The sequence below is a fragment of the Streptomyces sp. NPDC048288 genome (assembly GCF_043201555.1).
Lineage (GTDB): Bacteria > Actinomycetota > Actinomycetes > Streptomycetales > Streptomycetaceae > Streptomyces.
Map to the genome: position 1 here is coordinate 110,362 of NZ_JBICZD010000016.1, position 17,699 is coordinate 128,060.

Sequence of the window (17,699 nt, forward strand, 5' to 3'; positions counted from 1 at the left end):
AGGACTGTCACTGTGACTGAACCGGTCGACAAGGTTCCGGCGGCGTCGGTGCCGCCAGAGCAGATCAAGGCCATCCCGGTCCGCCACTACGGCCGCTGGGTGTCCGGCGTCGTGGTCCTCGCCCTCGTGGTGATGATCGGGATCGCCTTCTCCAACGCGAAGATCAACTACAGCGTCATCCCCGACTACCTCTTCGACAAGGGCATCGTCTCCGGCGCCTGGACCACGCTCTACATCTCGGTCCTCGCCATGGTGCTCGGCGTCGCGCTCGGCGTGATCCTCGCGGTGATGCGGCTGTCGTCGAACCCGGTCACCAGCACGGTGTCCTGGTTCTACATCTGGTTCTTCCGGGGCACCCCGGTCCTGGTCCAGCTGCTGCTCTGGTACAACATCGCGCTGGTCTTCCCCATCCTCAACCTGGGGTTCTACAAGGACGAGATGAACCAGGTGATGACCCCGGTCCTCACCGCCCTGCTGGGCCTCGGCCTCAACGAGGCCGCGTACATGTCGGAGATCGTCCGCGCCGGCATCCAGTCGGTCGACGAGGGGCAGACGGAGGCCTCGCACGCGCTCGGCATGACCCAGGGCCAGACGCTGCGCCGGGTGATCCTGCCGCAGGCGATGCGGGTGATCATCCCGCCGACCGGCAACGAGTTCATCAACATGCTGAAGACCTCGTCGCTGGCCTACGCGGTCCAGCTCCCCGAGCTGATCAAGAAGGCCACGGACATCTCCAGCACCTCGCTGGCGGTCGTCGAGATGTACTTCGTCGCCTGCATCTGGTACCTGTTCCTGACCACGATCTTCAGCATCGTGCAGTACTACATCGAACGCCGTTACGCCCGCGGCTCCTCGCGCAACCTCCCGCCCACCCCGCTGCAGCGGCTGCGGCGGAATCTGTCCCAGTGGGGTTCGTTCCGTCGCCCGGAGGTGGCCCGATGACCTCTCTCGCCAAGGACATCACCCCGCCGAGCAGCGGCGCCCCGATGGTCAAGGCCGAGGGCGTGCACAAGTCGTTCGGGCTGTCGCACATCCTCAAGGGCATCGACCTGGAGGTGCTGCCCCGCGAGGTGTTCTGCCTGATCGGCCCGTCCGGTTCCGGCAAGTCCACCTTCCTGCGGTGCATCAACCACCTCGAGAAGATCAGCGCCGGCCGCCTGTACGTGGACGGCAGCCTGGTCGGCTACCGCCAGCACGGCGACAAGCTCTACGAGTTGAAGGAGAAGGAGGTCGCGGCGCAGCGGCGGGACATCGGCATGGTGTTCCAGCGCTTCAACCTCTTCCCGCACATGACGGCTCTGGAGAACGTCATGGAGGCGCCGGTCCAGGTCAAGCGCGAGTCCAGGGCCGTGGCCCGGGAGCGGGCGGAGCGGCTCCTGGGCCGGGTGGGTCTCGGCGACCGCAAGGGCCACTACCCGGCGCAGCTCTCCGGCGGCCAGCAGCAGCGCGTCGCGATCGCCCGCGCGCTCGCCATGCAGCCCAAGCTGATGCTCTTCGACGAGCCGACCTCCGCGCTCGACCCGGAACTGGTCGGCGAGGTCCTGGACGTGATGCGGGACCTGGCCGAGGACGGCATGACGATGATCGTCGTCACGCACGAGATGGGCTTCGCCCGCGAGGTCGGCGACAGCCTGGTCTTCATGGACGACGGCGTGGTGGTCGAGTCCGGCCACCCGCGCGACGTCCTGGGCAACCCCCAGCACGACCGGACGAAGTCGTTCCTGTCGAAGGTGCTGTAGCGGTACGACCCACAAGGGGCGGTACGAGCATGCTCGTACCGCCCCTTCGGTCTGTGTGACGGCGGCTACTTGACGGCGAGCAGCAGGGTGTCCGAGGGCGAGCACCACACGGGCCGGGCCTCCCCGAACCCCTTCTCCCGGAGCACGCGCGCGTGCCACTCCGGCGAGGGCATGTCACCGTCCGCGTGTTCGCCGTAGATCTCGAAGCGGCGGGCGGTCGGACCGGCCAGCACCGGGTCCTGGGCCGCCAGTTGCCACCACTCGGCCCAGTCCAGCGCGCCCGAGGCCTTGGCCTGTTCCATGCGGAGATGCCGCTGGGCCCGCTCCGCCGCGTTGATCCGGGGCGTGCTGTCGTCGATCATGTGGTCCGCGTTCATGAAGACACCGCCGTCGCGGACGAGTCCCGCGACCTGACCGTAGAGGGCCGCGAGGGGTTCGCTGTGCAGCCAGTGCAGGGCCGTGGCGGTGAGGAGCGCTCCCTAAACGCACATGCGTGCGGAACGGAGAGCGGCCACCATGGACCAGGTGATCACCACCGAGTACGACGGATGCGGGAAGTGCCTGATAGGCGTACGCCGCCTCTCGCGCATGAAGGACGCGAGCAACAGCCCTGCGAAGCAACTGGACCAGGTTCTCAGCGCCGCAGAGTCCGTCGGTGGTCACATCATCGCGTGGGCCGATGACTGGGAGGTCTCAGGCGCCACAGACCCCCTCACACGGCCGGGACTTGGCCCGTGGCTCCGAGGCGAGGCAGGCCCGTATTCCGGCATCGTAGGCGCCGCCGTCGACCGGATCGGCCGCAACCAGCGCGACGTACTGAACACCGCTTATACGATCCACGAGGCTGGCCGCTTGTTGGTCACGTACGGCCATGACGGACCCTGGGATCTCACCGACCCCACCGACGAGATGCGGCTTTCCATGGAATCCTTCGGAGCCCAGATGGAGTTGCGAGCGATCCAGAAGCGGAACCGCGACGACACACAGCGGGCCCGTGCCGCCGGGAAGCCGAAGCAGAAGAACCGGTACGGATACCGCTACGTGCGGCTTACTCCCAACGGCAAGGTCGATCACGTCGAAATCGACCCAATGCCGGCGGAGGTTCTTCGCACCGTGGCTGAGCGCATCTTGGCTGACGACACGGGAGAGATCACGGTGCACACCGAGGCCGCGCGCCTCAGCCGTGAGGGAGTTCCGACCCCGGAGGACCACCGCGCCGTCGAGAGCGGCCGCAAGCCGAAGGGGTTCCGGTGGAACGCGAAGACCCTGAAGAGGCTGCTTGTCGATGAGGGTTCCTTGGGCTACCTCATGCACGACGGCCGGCCGGTGATCGGGCCGGACGGACACCCGAGGCGCCTTGCCGCCCCCCTGTGGGACCGCCCCACCAGGGACGCCCTGATCGAGAAGACTGCCCCGAAACGCAAGGTGAGCGAGAAGGAACGCCGAGCCCCAAAGTCCACGTATCTCCTCTCGGGCCGCTCGCACTGCGGAAACTGTGGCCGGACGCTGTACATCTACGGACGTAAGGGCCAGAACAACTCCTACGGTTGCGACGGGCGCGTACTCGGGGTCATCTCATCGAAAGACTGCTCCCCCGCACCGAACATGTCCGTTCCCAAGTTGAACAAGATCGTCACTGAGTGGTTCCTGGCGAGGTACGGAAGCGGTCAGCTCATGAAGCGCCAGTACGACCCGGGAACCGGATACGCCGCTCGAATCGCCGAACTGGAGGCCGACCGTAAACGCCTACGCGATGACCGCTCGGCAGGTCTCTACGACTCAGACGACGACGCGGAATGGTACCGACAGGAATACGCCCGCATGGGACGGGAGATCAGCGAGCTCAAGAAGATGCCCGAGCGCCCCGCCGGGATGCGCATGGTGCCCACCGGAAGGACCGTGGCCGACGAGTGGCACGCCGCGCACGACGATGCAGCCCGCCGTGAACTACTGAGCGGGTTTGACGTACGGGTGACGCTCTTCCCAGCGAGGGCCGAGGAACGAGTTCGGATCATGGGCGCTGACCTCTGGACCCAAGCCGCCGCCTAACGCCGCACACCAGGAGCCCCGACGAATGAACATCGGGGCTCCAAATAGGAAGACACATCTAAGTTCCGTCATCCTCCAAGGCTTCGAGAGCAGCCACTAAGAAAATGGCACTAGAATCTACGAGATGGTTTGCGGCATCCCTCGCCATCCCCATTAGCATATCTCGCCCCAAATGCGCCATTTCATCTCTGTGATTTTCCGCAGTAGCAGTTAGCACCTTCAGAGACTGGGCGAGTTGCCTTGAGCAGACGTGAACAGCACCCGCAGGACCTACGAGGGATCGCGGCCCCAACAGAACTATCTCTTGCCATGAAGTGCGAATAACTTCATCCAACTCAAGAATACGTTCGCTCTCCTGCGCCGTCATCTCGTATGGACCATGAAGTCCAGCCCCCCAAGGCAACGCCGTCATATCCTTCATTTCTTCTACCGCAGAAATAAGAGTCCGGTATTGTTCGCGCCGTTGTTGGCTACTGCCTCTGCGATGTTCTGCGCGCGCAGAAATCCTTGCGCTCTCACGTTGCGCCCACCCCGTGGCAAGTGCTGCCCCGACAGTTCCGACAGAACCCGCCAGAGCACCGCACACGGCCGCTAATCCAGCATCCATGACCCGCGATTGTACAACCCGCTACGCGGCTATACCGACCGAAGCCCAACCAACGACGCGGGCTTGCCAGGGGTCTCCTGCACCCCGGAAGCCTACACACCCGAGACACGCAATTCGATCGACGGTAAAAAATAGAGAACCGTCAATCCCGTTCGCGTCCGAAATTCGATAGCCTCTAGCTTCAACTCGCATCGGACGAAATCAGACCCCCGATTCGATATTCGGGAAATCTCTCCCGAGTTCCACATGTCAGAACTGAAGAAGAACCTCCCAATCCCAACCTCCCCAGGCAGAGAAAAAGTAATATCACCACCAGATATATCGCTAAGAAGAATGTCAAGAGCAGAAGATTCGGTTAACACTTCCCACGGGCCGCCGGGCGAATTCTCCGTTCCATGGACTTCCCCACCGAGTTTCCGAGCCGCCACCTGTGCCACGTTGCGGGTATCTGCCGTAACACGCCAGGTGCGCAGACTCTCTGTTCGACCATTTATTCTGCGACTCGCGTAAAAATGGCCCGCGTACTCTTCATGCAGCACGCTCGCACTCCTCAGCGATCATGCATCTTCTGATTTCGCGTAGGTTCGCTAAATCTTCCGCTATGCCGTATGCAATTTCCGCTTCAGCAGGCGAGTGCCCGGAACCAACATAGCGCCAGGAAGATTCAGTTGCTGCCGTTATGCCGCCGCCAACCTCATCCTCGTAATGTTCCGCTCGCACCGCGCGCAGCTCGCCATAAGTAGTCGAGTATTGACGAGATTTGGTGAGCACGTGTCCCCGAAATCCGAGGGTATGAGTCCATGCCCGCAGTTTCAGGCGTTCCAGTTCGGGGAGGCCGCCCAGACGCCAGCAGAAAGCCATGAGTGCCCGGAAATGGGAGTTGACCGGGGCGAGTTCAATACCCTCGTAGGCGGTTATCCGGTAGTCGACACCGCCGGAATCGCCCACGCTCTTGGAAACGTACTTGGCTACGTAGGCCGCAACCGCGTCGTCGGTGAGTACCGTTGAGCCGCCAAATGCCTCGGATCGGATCGAATGGACGTCAAGCTGTACACCCCAGCGGATGACCCGCTCACCGGTTGCCAGAGAGTAGGGCGTGCGGACTTCCACCGAAGTAGCAGCGGAACGGACGGCACCAGCCAGCATTTCCGACGTGGCCCACACGGGTGGGGGCGAGGAAGGCCCATCCGGTCCGTCCAGGCGGATGACTGCGTGGAAGTGCACAGCCCCGCGCCTCTGGTACTCGGCGACTTTGGCGAAGGACAGAGTCAGGTGCTCACGAAGTCGTGTCTGTGTGATGCCTGCCGCCGTGGCCAGGTGTCGCCTGAGGGTGTGACAGAACCGGTTCCACAGGGAGCCGGCGCTTGCGTGCCACAGGGTGTGACCCACGTAGTCGTAGCAGTCCGGGCACAGGGGTTGGCCGACGGCAGGGTCGGTGTCCGCGTGCGTCTGGCCGCAGCCGAGAGAGCGCCCGTGCTCGCAGGAGCCGCCGTCACGTCGAGGACGGCATACGGCACCCTCAGGGCCGCTCGCACGGTGTACTGCGCCGAAGGATGGAGCTGTGAGGGTGACGAACAGCCGGGGGTGGAGCTGGACGCGTTCAGAGACGCCCTTGCCGCCGAGGAGGCCGGAGCGGACCAGGTGGAAGGTGTCGCCGGAGTGGAGCCGGGAGCAGGGCTCACAGCGTGTCTCCCGGCGGTTGCGGCAGCGCAGCGGCATGCGCCCGCCGGGTTCCTCGCTCGTGTCGTAGTGGCGCAGCACCTCACCCGTGATGGCATCGCGCGTTGTGGTGTGACCGGCAAGGTAGATCGGATGTGCGCAGCCGCCTATGGATTTGATCTGTTCGAGCCAGCGATGGAATCCGGGTTCGTTGGCGAGCCGGATTAGGTCTCGTTCGGTGGATGAAAGAAGGCGCAGACGCTCAGCCTGATGAAGGTCTGAGCGCCGCGCCTTTTCGGTGTCAGTGGGCATAGGAGGCCCCCTTTCGCGCGGGATAGGCGCGGGGATCATCGAGTCAGCTTTCCTTCAGGGGGTTGCGGCGAATGCGCCTCGGATTACGGTTTCGGAGTGGGCGCCGGGTTCGTGCCGTACGGGTTGGCGCAGTTCCAGATGACGTATCCGTAGATCTTGGCGCCGTCGCTCTTGCGGGTGATCTTCCCGCGTGTGTACCACTGTTTTTCGCTCTTCTTGTAGGCCCACTGGTCGTAGACCATCTTGTCGCCCTTGTAGGCGATGCCGACCACGGTGGAGGTCTTCTTGGGCTGCTTGTGGACCTTCACCGCCTTGCAGGAGATCTTGGTGGTGTCCTTGGTGACGGCGCTCGCGTGCGTGGCGTTGATCGTGGCGCCGGTGACCAGGGTCAGGCCGAGAGCGGCGACGGCAGCGGTACGGGCGAGGAGCTGGGACTTCATTTCTGTTTTCTCCTTTGTGGGATGTGGCGAGTGCGCCGGCTGGCAGGTCTCGCCGGGTTCTGGGTTATCCGAAGAGGCCGTTTCCGATGACCAGGAAAAGGGCCCACACCGGATAGCCGAGAGGGGTCATGGCCAGCAGGAATCCGGCCAGGCATATCAGGATCACCTGATGGATCGGGACTTCCCGGGACCGGGCGATCATGAATGCGTACAGGAAGAGCATGCTGTCGATGACGTAGAGCGTTTCTCTGCTCACGCGGTACCACCTCCTTTCGTGAATTCGGCGGGATCCGACTGAATCAGGAAGGGATTAGCCGGAGGTTCTGTCCCGGCGATTTCCGCAGCGTCCGCCACCGTGATCAGGTGGGACCGGGCGCGGACCCATTGGCCGCTCATGGCGACCACGGCAACGCCCTGTTCGTCCTCGGTGATCGATTGCGCGGTGACCACGGCATCCGGGTTGATATCGCCGAGCGTCATTTCGGCCGAGGCTTCGTCGTGGGAGCGGTGGGCGACGCGTCCGCCGAGCTGCGCGCGCAGGGCAGTGACCCGTACTCCGATGTCAGAGCCGACGCGTTGGCCGGCGACGACCAGGTGCACGCCGAGCGCCGCACCGAGCTGGGCGACGCGCAGGAGCAGCGTTCCGCACTGCTCTGCCTCTTCCTTGGACTCTCGTGATCCGTCGGTCAGATACAGCTCCGCCAGCTCATCAACGATCACCACCAGGGGGACCGGCCGGATGTCTTCCGGCAGGTGCCAGATGGACCGCTTGCCCGCCGCCCGGCAGACGCCCATCCGGAATTGGATCTCTGCGACCACCCCGGTCAGCAGGCCGACCGCTTCTCTCCGGTCGATGGCCAGGGCCGAGAGCCGGCCGCCGAACAGGCCCAGTTCCATCCCGCCCTTGCAGTCGATACCGACCAGGGCGACCGGCTGAGGAGCGAGTTCCTTGACCAGCGCCGCCAGGAGGGACGACTTCCCGGACTGAGTGGCGCCCGTGATCAGCCAGTGCGGAATCTTCCGGAGGCTGATCACCCAGGGCTCACCCTCTTCGGTCCGCCCGACAAGGGCCGTCAACAGCTCCGGGCGCAGTGGCTTGGGGACAGGCGTCCTCCCGGTGAGCGGATCGGCCGCCGTGACCGTGATGAGGACCTGACCCCGGCGGGGCGAGCGGACCCTCACCCCGTGGACCCGCCAGGCGTGTTCCATCGCTTGCGCCGCCGCGAAGTACGGCGCCGGAGTCTGCCCGGGGTGCAGGATCACCCGCAGCGTCAGGCCCGTCCGGGTCGGCATGGGCCACGCCCGACGAGGAGGCCTCGGTTTGAGCGCCGTCCCCTGCACCACCAGGTTGCGCCCGATGACCTGTCGGTCGGGGGTCATGCTCACCGACAGACCGTTCAGGTAGGACAGACGCCGCCACGTCCACCAGACCCGCGCCGCCGTCTGCGGGTAGCCGACCAGCCACCACCGCCACGGCCACGCCTGAGGACGGACCCCCCGCGCAGTCAGACGCGGCTCCCACCAACTCCGCGTCAGAACCGCCACGATGGACAACGCGATCAGCAGCCAGACAATCGGGGGCCCAGGCATCAGCCGTCACCGTCCGCCGAGTCCGCCGTACGCTCCAGGAGCGCTTTAGCCCGGATCATGGCCGCTTCGGCGTGCCGGGAGGTCAGCCCCAGCAGGTAGCGGATGGACGGCATGTCGTCGGTGACCGCCAACAGCGCTTCCGTGCCGGACAGCGCCCGCAGGTCACGGAGGAGGTGACCGAAGTGGCCGTCAGCTCCCAGGTGGCCGTCATCGTCGTCCGAGTCGGCATCCCAGTTCGCTCCGACCTCTGCGGCAGCCTCCCGCATCTCACGGGCCATCTGATCGGCCGCCGCAGCGATTTTCTCCGCGCACGGGTCGGCACAGGCGTAGACCGGCGCTTCCGTCTCGGGGACCTTGCCGACCTCAACGGAGGGGATCCGCATTTTCAGGTAGTCGGCCCCGCAGAGCACGCAGGCCAGGCCGTCAGCCTGCGGCCCGGACAGGTGCCAGAAGTAGCGCTCCATCCGATGGCGCTTCATCAGGCATCACCCGACTTGCCGCGCGGACCGGCACTCTGCCCGCCGGCCGCCGAAGGAGCGCCGGACGTCGAGGCCACAGGCGTGATGCCATCGGCCCGGTAGGACGTACCGGTACGGCCGTCCACCGCCCAGTCATTAGCCCACAGGTTCTCGACCCTGACTTCGGAGCCTTCCGTGATGCCCTGCGGCTGGACGGAGGTGACGACTTCAATCACGTCAGCACGGCGTCCCTCCGCCTGCCGCACCGACAGACCCGTGATCCATTGCGCGTTGCCGTCACGGTCCTGACGCACCCGCCCGTCAGGACCGGTACGCAGTTCAGGCGGGACCACACAGCGGATGGACCCCAGCCGACCGACGTCTACAGGCTTGTTCTGCACAGGACTTCACCTCACCTCGCACTCAGTAACTCATCCACTCATTCGAATGAGTTGGGGGATCATCGTGACCCGCTATACGCGGAGGGGTCAACCACTTATTCTCATGAGTGGATGACTGCCTATGACTGCCTGCACCAGGGCCCACCAACAGGTATCACGGCCCACTGACAACCAACCCGGCACGAACGACCGAGCCCCCTGACACCCCCGATGACCTGTTCATTCCCGAGAGAAGGACGCCACCAGCCCATGTCAGCACGCGAGCACATCCAGCGCCGCCCGACCATGGCCACCCAGGTTGCTGAAAAGGTCGCCGCCGACATCAAGCGGGGCCGGTACCAGGTTGGCGAGATCCTCCCGTCGGAAGCCCTGATGGAACAGATGTACGGGGTCGGCAAAGCCACCATCCGCACGGCCATGGGTGAGCTGAAGCGTATGGGTCTGATCGAGACCCGCCAGGGCAAGGGCTCCATTGTGATCAGCACCGGAGGCGCCGTCCCGCCCGTCACCGTCCCGCGCACCATCCAGCGAGGCACCAAGGGAAGTTGGTTCCTCCCGGAGATGGCAGAGGCCGAGGCGCCCGCCGTCAGCCGTACGAGCCTGGACGGACCGCCCGCCATCCACCTCGGACAGCAGGACCAGGACGCCATCAGCGTGGACCGCATGGTCTACGACCCGAACACGGGAACCCGGATGGCGCACCGGACACTCATCCCCCTTGCCACCGCCGCCGACGCACCCCGACTCGCCGAGGCCCCCGACGTGCCGACAAGCGAGATCTACGAGCAGCTCACCCAGGTCGGTTTCACACTCGAATTCACCGAGTTCGTGAGCGCCCGCGCGCCGTTCCCGGACGAGCGGATGGCACTCGGTCTGGACGACGCATCCCCGCTCCTGATCGCCTATCGCATCACCTTCGACCCCGAGCAGGCGCGCCAGCTGTTGTGCGAGGAGCTACGAGCGCCCGCCGCCACGTGCCAGCTAGCGTTCAACGTGACGCCGACCAAGGCACCCGCCAAGCGCGCCCCGCGCCGACGTTCCGAATCGGAGTAACTTCTCTCTACTTGTTCAAGGGCGCGCCTCCGGCGCGCCGGGCGGCTCATGCCGCCCCGGCCGGGCATGCGGCCTGCGGCCGGTCCCGTCCGGTCGGCAACCGCCCGACACCCAGGAGCCGACCCCTGAGCAACAGAGAAGCCCCCGCGGATTTCATCGCGGGGGCTCTGTCGTTGCAGTCCGGCACCGAGAACGGAGCCGCCGTTCCAGGCCGCCGAGCGTCCCGCACCCGAGGCGCATGTCAGGGTCGAGGAAAGCGGGTTGCTCCAGCCGTCAGCGTGCCGCGCCGAGGACCGCCAGGCCGTGACGATCGGAGCCGGGGCCGGTGGTACCAGGGGTGCTATAGCGCACCCCTGGACCCCGCCCAGGCGTGACAACCTCACGCGCGAATGCAGGTCTCGTCGTGGCCAAGATCCGTGCGCGCGTGAGGTCATCACGCACGCGACCGGCAACCTTCCCGCCATAGGGGTTACCGCACGCCCAGGCTGCCGTCAGCCGGCTACCTGCACAGGCCCGCCTACTTCCGGCAGGAGTTCGCATGCTGACGAGCCGCAGCAGCAGAGGACCCGACGCCGGTAATCCTGATCGGCCGAGGGCAGCCGTCACAGTGGATGAACTCTCCGTCATGCTGACGCACGATCCGCACTTTCGAACCGGCCCGGGTCTGCCATCCCTTGCCTGCCAAAGTCCCGCCTCCTGTATCCGTGTTCTGCGCTCCAACGTCGCCCGGATGCACCGACCGCATGAAGGCAGCGATCAGCCGAACCCCCTCAGGGCTGAACCACACCACGGGCGCCCCGTTCGCGCCCGCATGCGGCACCGCCCGCACAACCCGTACGTCGAGGCCTACAGCCTCCGCCGCAGTCAGCAGCTCTTGAACCGCAACGTTTGCTTCGCGCCAAGCTGACACGTAGTCAATTCCCCGAGTGAACACGGCTTCATCGGCACTGCCGTCTCCCCCGACGCCCGAGGACGTACTTTCCGTCATCGCACAATTCACCCTCGCACTCGTTGGTTAGCGCGACCGGCCCCCGCCCCGTTCGAACGCATGTGCAGTCCCAGGAACAGACCATGCAGTTTACTTGCGCCCCCTGTGTTTACAAGGGGCTACAGAGTGTGCCCGTGGGCGTGTCGCAGGCATGTGACAAAAGAAGCGGAAGGGTGACCTCCCCCGCCGGAGCGAAGAAGGCCACCCAAATCAGCTACTGAACAGCGAGTCAGTAGAGGTACATCTCCGTGACCCAGCCCACGTACCCCGCCGGCAGACCCCCCGCCGAGCGCCGCGTGAGCTTCACGTGGTCCCATCGCTGCCCCTTGCCGTCGCGCGCGGAGCCGGTGACCTTGACCCGGTCCCCCTTGTAAATCAGGCCCAGTATGGTCCTGTTGGTGCCCGGACCCTTCCGGACCCGGAGGCCGTTCACGGTCGGCGTCTTCGTCGTCGTTGACGCGTACGTACGGACCAGAGGCGACGATCCGCCGGGGTCCGGCGGGATCATCGCCGAGGCCACCGACGAACCCACCAGGCCGAAGCCCACCGTCAGAGCGCCCGCCATGGCCAGCGACCGCAGAGCCCTGTTCTTCATGATCAACTCCATCATTGTCATACCGCACGGGTGGTTGGTTTCACTCAGTCACTCATCCGAATGAGTTACCAGGATTCGGCGCTCACGCCGAATGGTCAACCTCTTATTCGAATGAGTGCGAGCCTGCGCCGGCCGCTACGCAAAACGCTCGGCCGGGAAGTCCCGGCCGAGCGCGATAGCGGTAGACGGTTCGACCGGTTCAGGCCCCGTCGAACCTCCCAGCCTTGACGCCCGTCACGAAGGAAGAGAACGCTGCGGCAGGGAACTCAAGCACTTGCCCTGTAGGGATCTTGGAGTCACGGACGGGAACCACGCCGCGAGAGGCGACGAGGTTTGCGGCGACCTCAACACATGCGCCGCCGTTGTCGCTGTACGAGGACGTAACCCAACGCGGGGATTCGGTCGTCACGGGGTGCCCCTTCGAAGATCGTCGATCATGGCCACGGAGTCCGCCTGCGACGGTGCCTCAGCCTGTAATTGATGGTAGGCCGTCAGCATGGGCAGGACGAACGAGCTTTCGCGCTCCAGATGACCGCGCTGCGCAGACTCGGCGTACGACATGAGAGAGCGGTCCGGCATTGTAAGGATGTAGACAGGCAGGTTGAACGGCCTACGTGCACCCATGCCGAACGGGGCAACCTGTAGATGCGTGTGTGGCAGGTCGGCGAACTCCTGCAACCGCGCCAACTGCGCTGCCATGACGGCAGGTTCGCCGATCGGCCGACGAAGGCAGCTTTCGTCAAGCACTGCGAAGATCAACGGCGGGGGTGTCCGGACCAACGCAGCTTGTCGCTCTGCCACGAGGGTCACACGCTCTTCCGCCTGTTCACCTGTGATGGCACCCCGCTTGACGGCACTCTGCGCAAGGACCGCCGCATACTCCGGTGTCTGAAGTAGACCAGGCATGACGCCCACCTCATACAGCCTGATCTCTGCTGCTTGCGCCTCTTGCTCAACGAACTGCGGGAAACCCTCTAGCAACCCGGCGTGCCGCATCGTGCGCCAGGCCCGCTCGAACGTATCGCCCGTCCCTAACGCCTTGTCGGCACTTGTCGAGAACGGAAGAGTTGAAAGTTTGCGCCCAGTTTCAACCGCCGAGATATGCGTGCTGGAATATCCCATCTGCTCGGCCAAGGTCTCTTGCGTCCAGCCGCGTGCCTCCCGTGAACTGCGCAGACGTGCCCCGAACGCGGCTTGCGGTGAACTGTCTGGGTCTAACTCCCGGCGGTTCAAGGAGGTCTGACCAACCTTTCGTCCCGGCCTGACAAGTTGAATGGTTCCCGACTGTAGGCCACGCTGAGCCGCCCTGGTAGTGGAAGCGCTACGGAGAGGAGTGGCCCCTTGTCTGGCGAAAACAGCACTCCGCAGCAGGAGCCCCCACGCCTCCCAGCTACCGGCACGATCTTGGTGGATGCTCAGGATCGGGTCGGCGAGTTTCGCGGTGTGATGGGTTCCCGCTGGGCGCTGCGCCCCGAGCGTGGCGGAGTCGAGTGGGAGGTAGAGCCCGAAGAGGTACGGCCGGCCACCCCTGAACAGCGCTTGAGATACGCGACGGCCCGCAAGAACGCGCGAAGCCGGGGTGATGTGCTGTGACTGTCTCCGAGTCTGGCTCACGGCTTGTTGACTTCACGCTGCGCCCCGATCGGGACGAAGACGCGCCGCCGACCACCTACGCGCTGCGATGTCTCACCCTCAACGACGACGACACCGAATGCGCCGCAACGTCAGAGGCGAACACGGACCCGACCGAGCCTCAGATGTGGGCGTTTGATCACCTTCGTCAGCACCCCGGACACACAAGCTTTGCCGAGATGATCGAACGCCCTTGGGTGATGTGGCAGGGGGTTGCAACGTAAAGACTCCTCTTCCCGCCCCGTTTCCCCCGTCGGGGCGGGAAGAGGGCACGACCGCTGCCGCGTCTCCGACGGTGGGCGATCCCCGGCCGCCGGGGACAACAGAGTGCGCGGCACGGAGCCCGTGAAGACAGCCATGTCGCCACCCACTCCAACGGCCACGACCAGGCTGCTTCGGTCCGATCCCGGTCACGGGCACAGCACCCCCTTGTAACTCAGTCAGGAAGAGCCTCCTCGCACCTCCAACGGCCTTTGCGCCGTTGGATAGAGCACGCGCCCTCAACCGTAGTGCTCGGGAGAGACCCCGGTTCGAGTCCGGGCAAGGGGTCCACCCGCTTCAACCGCCGTACTGGGGCGGAGCGGGGACTACTTCCCGGTCGGCTGCTCTGGCGACGGCGGGCAGCCGGCCGGGTCGCACCAACACACAGCAGGGGACGGAGATCTATGCAATGAGGAAGGCCAGGAACACCCTCGCTGCCACAGCGGCAGCCACCAAACGGGACACCGTGAGCAACCCGTATCCCACGCCTCAGCGGACGCAAGCCGATCGCTACATCCGCTCCCACACGCCGGACAGCCCGTACGGCGACCACCAGACGACCGCCGACGAAGAGTGACGGGGGAACTGATAGTGCATCGGGACATTTCCTCAGCGGCTCCACCGCGCCGCCGCATAGGCGCCGTGGTCTTGTTGCGTGACAGCAACGGCTACGTTCTCATGGTCAAACCGACGTACAAGTCCGGGTGGATTCTCCCGGGTGGGGGGCTGCACGGAGGCGAGTCCATCCAGGTCGGAGCCGCCCGGGAACTCCAGGAGGAGACGGGTCTCAGCCGTACCCCGACTCACTTCGTCGCGCTGGACCAGGTTCCTGCGGCAGAAGACGGCACATCCGCCGAAGGGTTCAACGTGGTGTGCGACGGAGGGCGGCTCACGGCCAAGGAGGCTGCCGCCGTATCCGTGCCGGCCTCAGCCGCACACGAGTTGTCCGACTTCCAGTGGGTTCCCCTCGCGGACCTGAGCAAGTACGCCTTGCCCTACCAGCATCGCCGCATCTGGGCAGCCGTGCACGCCATCGAGAACGGCCACCGGCTACCGCTGCTCATGCACGGCAACCCGGTCATCTGACCAAGACAAGGCTCCCGTTCGGCTACTGCGCGCAACGGACTTGTAGTAGCCGGGCGGGATCTGATCACACCAGAGCGCCAACAAGGAAGGAACCGACGCATGACCACGCTCACCGAGCCGCCCGTATTCCAGGCTTCGGGAATCCAGTCCCTTGAACTGGAGATCACCGGGAAGTGCCAGCTCTCGTGCACGCACTGTCTGTCGGAGTCCAGCCCGCAGGCCACGCACGGCACGATGACCCCCGATGACTGGCGCGCAGTCATCACGGACGCTGCCGCGCTCGGCATCCGAACCGTTCAGCTGATCGGTGGGGAGCCGACCGTTCACCCGAACTGGCGGGAGTTCACAGATCTCGCGTTGTCGCTCGGTCTGCATGTGGAGGTGTACTCCAACCTGTTTCACGTCCGCGCGGAGTGGTGGGACGTGTTCGCCCGTGACGGCGTGACGCTCGGAACGAGCTACTACAGCGACGACCCCGAGGAGCACGACAAGATCACGGGCCGCGCGGGTAGCTACACCCGCACCCGGTGCAACATCCGCGAGGCCGTCGTACGCGGGATCACGATCCGGGCCGGGATCGTGGACATCCTTCCGAACCAGCGCGTCGAGGAAGCCCGCGCGGAGTTGGAAACGATGGGCGTGACCAACATCGGCACGGACCGGGTGCGCGCTGTAGGCCGTGCCATGCTGCCCGGCACGAAGCCGACTCTGAGTGAGATGTGCGGTCGGTGCACGCGAGGCCGGGCCGCCGTCCTGCCGAACGGCGATCTCGCCGGTTGTGTGCTCTCGCGCGACTTCCCGGCGGGCAACGTGCTCCGTACTCCGCTCCGCGAGTTGCTCGGCGGGCAGGCGTGGAGGGATCTTTCGGCACGGATCCCCGCTCCACGGGCCGCGTGCACTCCGGACGACTCGGGCGACTGCGACCCGGCCAACACCGAAGCGTGCAAGCCTGCGTACGACTGAACTGGAAGGCTCAGCGGCATGAATTGGGAGAGCAAGGCAAGCACCCTTGCCAACCGGGTCACCGATCCGGACTCAAGATGGCTGGCCCCCGTAGCGCGAGTGCCACGTCATGAACTGATCCCCAAGTGGTGGGAGCTGGACGGTTCGGAGCAGTGGGTGTTGCGCGACGGCCCTAGCGACCCGGAGGCATGGGCAGAGGCTGCCTACGCAGACCGGTCACTGGTCACCCGAGTGGGCACACTGCACGCCGACCACGCCGAATCCGGGGATCACCCCGAAGGGGTGCCGACATCGTCAGCGACGCTGCCCAGCCTGATCGTGCGAATGCTCCGGCACGGGCGACTAGGGGCCGGACTGCCCATTCTGGATCTAGGCACAGGAGCCGGCGGACTCACCGCGTACGCCTGTCACAGACTCGGGGACGCGCACGTGACGAGCGTGGACGTAGACCCGTATCTGGTGAGCGCGGCGGGGGAACGGCTCGCGTCCATGGGCTACCACCCGAAGATGGTGGCCGCGGATGCGACCGAGCACGTACCCGGCAGCTATGACCGCATCGTGTCCACCGTCGCACTCGCCCCCGGACCAGGTCTCCGGCCGATACTCGATGCCCTTGCCACCGGCGGACGGATCGCAACCACTCTCGCGCGTACGTCCCTGATCGTCACCGGCTGGAAGCATGCCAGCGGAGACGTAGTGGGCGTGATCGAACGGGATATGGCGGGTTTCATGCTCACCCGTTCCGGCGACAACTACCCGGCCCCTCTGGTCGAGTTGTTCGCTCTCGCCCAAGAGGCGGAGGGGGAGTCCAGGACCACCGGCCGTTACCCAGTGCTGGACGTAGCCAATGCGTGGGAAATCCGTTCCATGCTGGAGGTCATGGCGCCGGGGGTGGAAGTCGGCTACGCGGCCAGCGGACGCGAGCGCACAACGGTCCTGGTCCACCCGGACGGTTCGTGGGCGAGGGCATCCGCCGAGTGGATCAACCCGCCGGAAGTCCACCAGAGCGGCCCCCGAAAGCTCTGGGAAGTGCTGGAACGCATCCGCAACCGGCTCAATGCGGAAGGAGCGTTGCCGTTGCTCGGCGCCCAAGTACGGATCACGCCCGACGGAGCATGCCATCTGTCCCGAGGGCAGTGGAACGCATCCATGGGCGTGCAGTAACCCGAGTGCGCTGGACGTTCCTACCCCGCCCGTTCAGTGCGCTTACCGGCGATGCCCCACCATCGCAGCGCCCCGCCCGTGCGCTCCCCCCAGTGCGCGGGCGGGGCTCCCCTAGTCACGCTGGTTCTCGTTCTGGCCCAGGTGACCGCCGGCTACGAACGAGCCTTTCCCCCAACGGGTCTCGATCAGCCCCCGCTCCCGCAGGATGCGCACCGCCCGCCGGGCAGTCTCCCGTGCCACGCCGTGGCGTTCGCACAACTCCGCCTCAGACGGAATCGGCTCACCCGGCGCCTTCCCTTTGATCTCTTGCAAGAGAGCATCCAGCACCTCCATGTAGGGAGCGCGTGGGGCGTGCGGACTCTCGGGATGCTCGGGCATGCGGCAGAGCGTAGACAACAGGTCATCCCCAAGCGACTTAGACGGGCAGACGAGTTAGACAGGTAGACGAGTTAGACGTGTTGGCTTAGCGTGATCCCCGAACAACAGAAGCGCCCCGAGAGACCGATTAGGCCCGGTCCGCTCGGGGCTAGCCGAGACAGCTAATAGGAGCTGACCGACTATGCGCGATCGTATCGCCCGTGCCCTTTCCTGGGTGCTCGCAGCGTTAGCCCCCCAGCGCCACGGACGCCACAGCGTGGAGTACCTCACTGCACAGGCTGCCGAAGGAGAACCCGCCCCCGTCTCCGCGTGGAAGACGCCATG

Annotated in this window: 17 protein-coding genes and 1 pseudogene; 7 read left to right on the plus strand and 11 right to left on the minus strand. The window is 65.4% G+C overall.

The annotated features are described in order from the left end of the window. Positions 1 to 12 precede the first annotated feature (12 nt). Together ACGFZS_RS42345 and ACGFZS_RS42350 are read left to right on the plus strand one after the other, a co-directional pair. Positions 13 to 942, plus strand: a complete 930-nt coding sequence (locus ACGFZS_RS42345) for an amino acid ABC transporter permease (RefSeq protein ID WP_393799632.1) — start codon at positions 13 to 15, stop codon at positions 940 to 942. Beyond that, on the plus strand, positions 939 to 1,739 hold the full coding sequence (locus tag ACGFZS_RS42350; protein WP_393799633.1) for an amino acid ABC transporter ATP-binding protein: 801 nt from the start codon (positions 939 to 941) through the stop codon (positions 1,737 to 1,739). Before ACGFZS_RS42345 ends, ACGFZS_RS42350 begins: the two co-directional genes overlap by 4 nt. 65 nt (positions 1,740 to 1,804) lie before the next feature. Here ACGFZS_RS42350 and ACGFZS_RS42355 read toward each other — a convergent pair. Next, positions 1,805 to 2,215, minus strand: a pseudogene (locus ACGFZS_RS42355) (SAM-dependent methyltransferase); the annotation flags it as partial. Positions 2,216 to 2,264: 49 nt separating this feature from the next. On the opposite strand from ACGFZS_RS42355, the gene ACGFZS_RS42360 reads away from it, so the two are divergent. After that, positions 2,265 to 3,788 (plus strand): recombinase family protein, encoded by a 1,524-nt coding sequence (locus ACGFZS_RS42360; RefSeq protein WP_393666870.1) that lies wholly within the window; start codon positions 2,265 to 2,267, stop codon positions 3,786 to 3,788. Positions 3,789 to 4,923: 1,135 nt separating this feature from the next. On the opposite strand, the gene ACGFZS_RS42365 is transcribed toward ACGFZS_RS42360, so the two are convergent. The 6 genes from ACGFZS_RS42365 to ACGFZS_RS42390 all read right to left on the minus strand — a co-directional run bounded on the left by ACGFZS_RS42365 (position 4,924) and on the right by ACGFZS_RS42390 (position 9,255). Further along, complete coding sequence (locus tag ACGFZS_RS42365; RefSeq protein WP_393666872.1) at positions 4,924 to 6,366, minus strand: replication initiator; 1,443 nt, start codon at positions 6,364 to 6,366, stop codon at positions 4,924 to 4,926. Positions 6,367 to 6,449: 83 nt separating this feature from the next. After that, positions 6,450 to 6,806 carry a hypothetical protein gene (locus ACGFZS_RS42370; RefSeq protein WP_393666874.1) on the minus strand — a complete coding sequence of 119 codons (357 nt, stop codon included), beginning with the start codon at positions 6,804 to 6,806 and terminating at the stop codon, positions 6,450 to 6,452. A 64-nt stretch (positions 6,807 to 6,870) separates the two neighbouring features. Beyond that, positions 6,871 to 7,062: a hypothetical protein gene (locus ACGFZS_RS42375; protein WP_365694898.1), complete on the minus strand. Its 192-nt coding sequence runs from the start codon at positions 7,060 to 7,062 to the stop codon at positions 6,871 to 6,873. Next, positions 7,059 to 8,186 carry an FtsK/SpoIIIE domain-containing protein gene (locus tag ACGFZS_RS42380; protein ID WP_393666897.1) on the minus strand — a complete coding sequence of 376 codons (1,128 nt, stop codon included), beginning with the start codon at positions 8,184 to 8,186 and terminating at the stop codon, positions 7,059 to 7,061. The genes ACGFZS_RS42375 and ACGFZS_RS42380 overlap by 4 nt, the downstream gene beginning before the upstream one ends. Before the next feature lie 209 nt (positions 8,187 to 8,395). Further along, the gene (locus ACGFZS_RS42385) at positions 8,396 to 8,860 is read right to left on the minus strand and encodes a hypothetical protein (protein WP_393666877.1); all 465 of its coding nucleotides are present in this window, start codon (positions 8,858 to 8,860) and stop codon (positions 8,396 to 8,398) included. Between the two features lie 14 nt (positions 8,861 to 8,874). Further along, a complete protein-coding gene (locus ACGFZS_RS42390; RefSeq protein ID WP_393666879.1) occupies positions 8,875 to 9,255 on the minus strand; it encodes a hypothetical protein in 381 nt (126 codons plus the stop codon). Positions 9,256 to 9,504: 249 nt separating this feature from the next. Between ACGFZS_RS42390 and ACGFZS_RS42395 the strand changes: the two genes are divergently transcribed. After that, positions 9,505 to 10,308, plus strand: a complete 804-nt coding sequence (locus ACGFZS_RS42395) for a GntR family transcriptional regulator (protein WP_393666880.1) — start codon at positions 9,505 to 9,507, stop codon at positions 10,306 to 10,308. A 1,217-nt stretch (positions 10,309 to 11,525) separates the two neighbouring features. On the opposite strand, the gene ACGFZS_RS42400 is transcribed toward ACGFZS_RS42395, so the two are convergent. The 3 genes from ACGFZS_RS42400 to ACGFZS_RS42410 all read right to left on the minus strand — a co-directional run bounded on the left by ACGFZS_RS42400 (position 11,526) and on the right by ACGFZS_RS42410 (position 13,124). Further along, on the minus strand, positions 11,526 to 11,891 hold the full coding sequence (locus ACGFZS_RS42400; RefSeq protein WP_393666882.1) for an SH3 domain-containing protein: 366 nt from the start codon (positions 11,889 to 11,891) through the stop codon (positions 11,526 to 11,528). A 199-nt stretch (positions 11,892 to 12,090) separates the two neighbouring features. Continuing rightward, positions 12,091 to 12,300: a DUF397 domain-containing protein gene (locus ACGFZS_RS42405; protein ID WP_393666884.1), complete on the minus strand. Its 210-nt coding sequence runs from the start codon at positions 12,298 to 12,300 to the stop codon at positions 12,091 to 12,093. Beyond that, complete coding sequence (locus ACGFZS_RS42410; protein WP_393666886.1) at positions 12,297 to 13,124, minus strand: Scr1 family TA system antitoxin-like transcriptional regulator; 828 nt, start codon at positions 13,122 to 13,124, stop codon at positions 12,297 to 12,299. The genes ACGFZS_RS42405 and ACGFZS_RS42410 overlap by 4 nt, the downstream gene beginning before the upstream one ends. Before the next feature lie 1,251 nt (positions 13,125 to 14,375). Here ACGFZS_RS42410 and ACGFZS_RS42415 point away from each other — a divergent pair. The 3 genes from ACGFZS_RS42415 to ACGFZS_RS42425 all read left to right on the plus strand — a co-directional run bounded on the left by ACGFZS_RS42415 (position 14,376) and on the right by ACGFZS_RS42425 (position 16,997). Further along, on the plus strand, positions 14,376 to 14,870 hold the full coding sequence (locus ACGFZS_RS42415) for an NUDIX domain-containing protein (protein ID WP_393666899.1): 495 nt from the start codon (positions 14,376 to 14,378) through the stop codon (positions 14,868 to 14,870). 99 nt (positions 14,871 to 14,969) lie between these two features. Beyond that, positions 14,970 to 15,833: a radical SAM/SPASM domain-containing protein gene (locus ACGFZS_RS42420; protein ID WP_393799634.1), complete on the plus strand. Its 864-nt coding sequence runs from the start codon at positions 14,970 to 14,972 to the stop codon at positions 15,831 to 15,833. An 18-nt stretch (positions 15,834 to 15,851) separates the two neighbouring features. After that, complete coding sequence (locus ACGFZS_RS42425; RefSeq protein WP_393799635.1) at positions 15,852 to 16,997, plus strand: methyltransferase domain-containing protein; 1,146 nt, start codon at positions 15,852 to 15,854, stop codon at positions 16,995 to 16,997. A 111-nt stretch (positions 16,998 to 17,108) separates the two neighbouring features. Here ACGFZS_RS42425 and ACGFZS_RS42430 read toward each other — a convergent pair whose 3' ends face one another. Then, entirely contained in the window at positions 17,109 to 17,375 is a 267-nt protein-coding gene (locus tag ACGFZS_RS42430; RefSeq protein WP_365694909.1) for a winged helix-turn-helix domain-containing protein, read from the minus strand. Positions 17,376 to 17,699 lie beyond the last annotated feature (324 nt).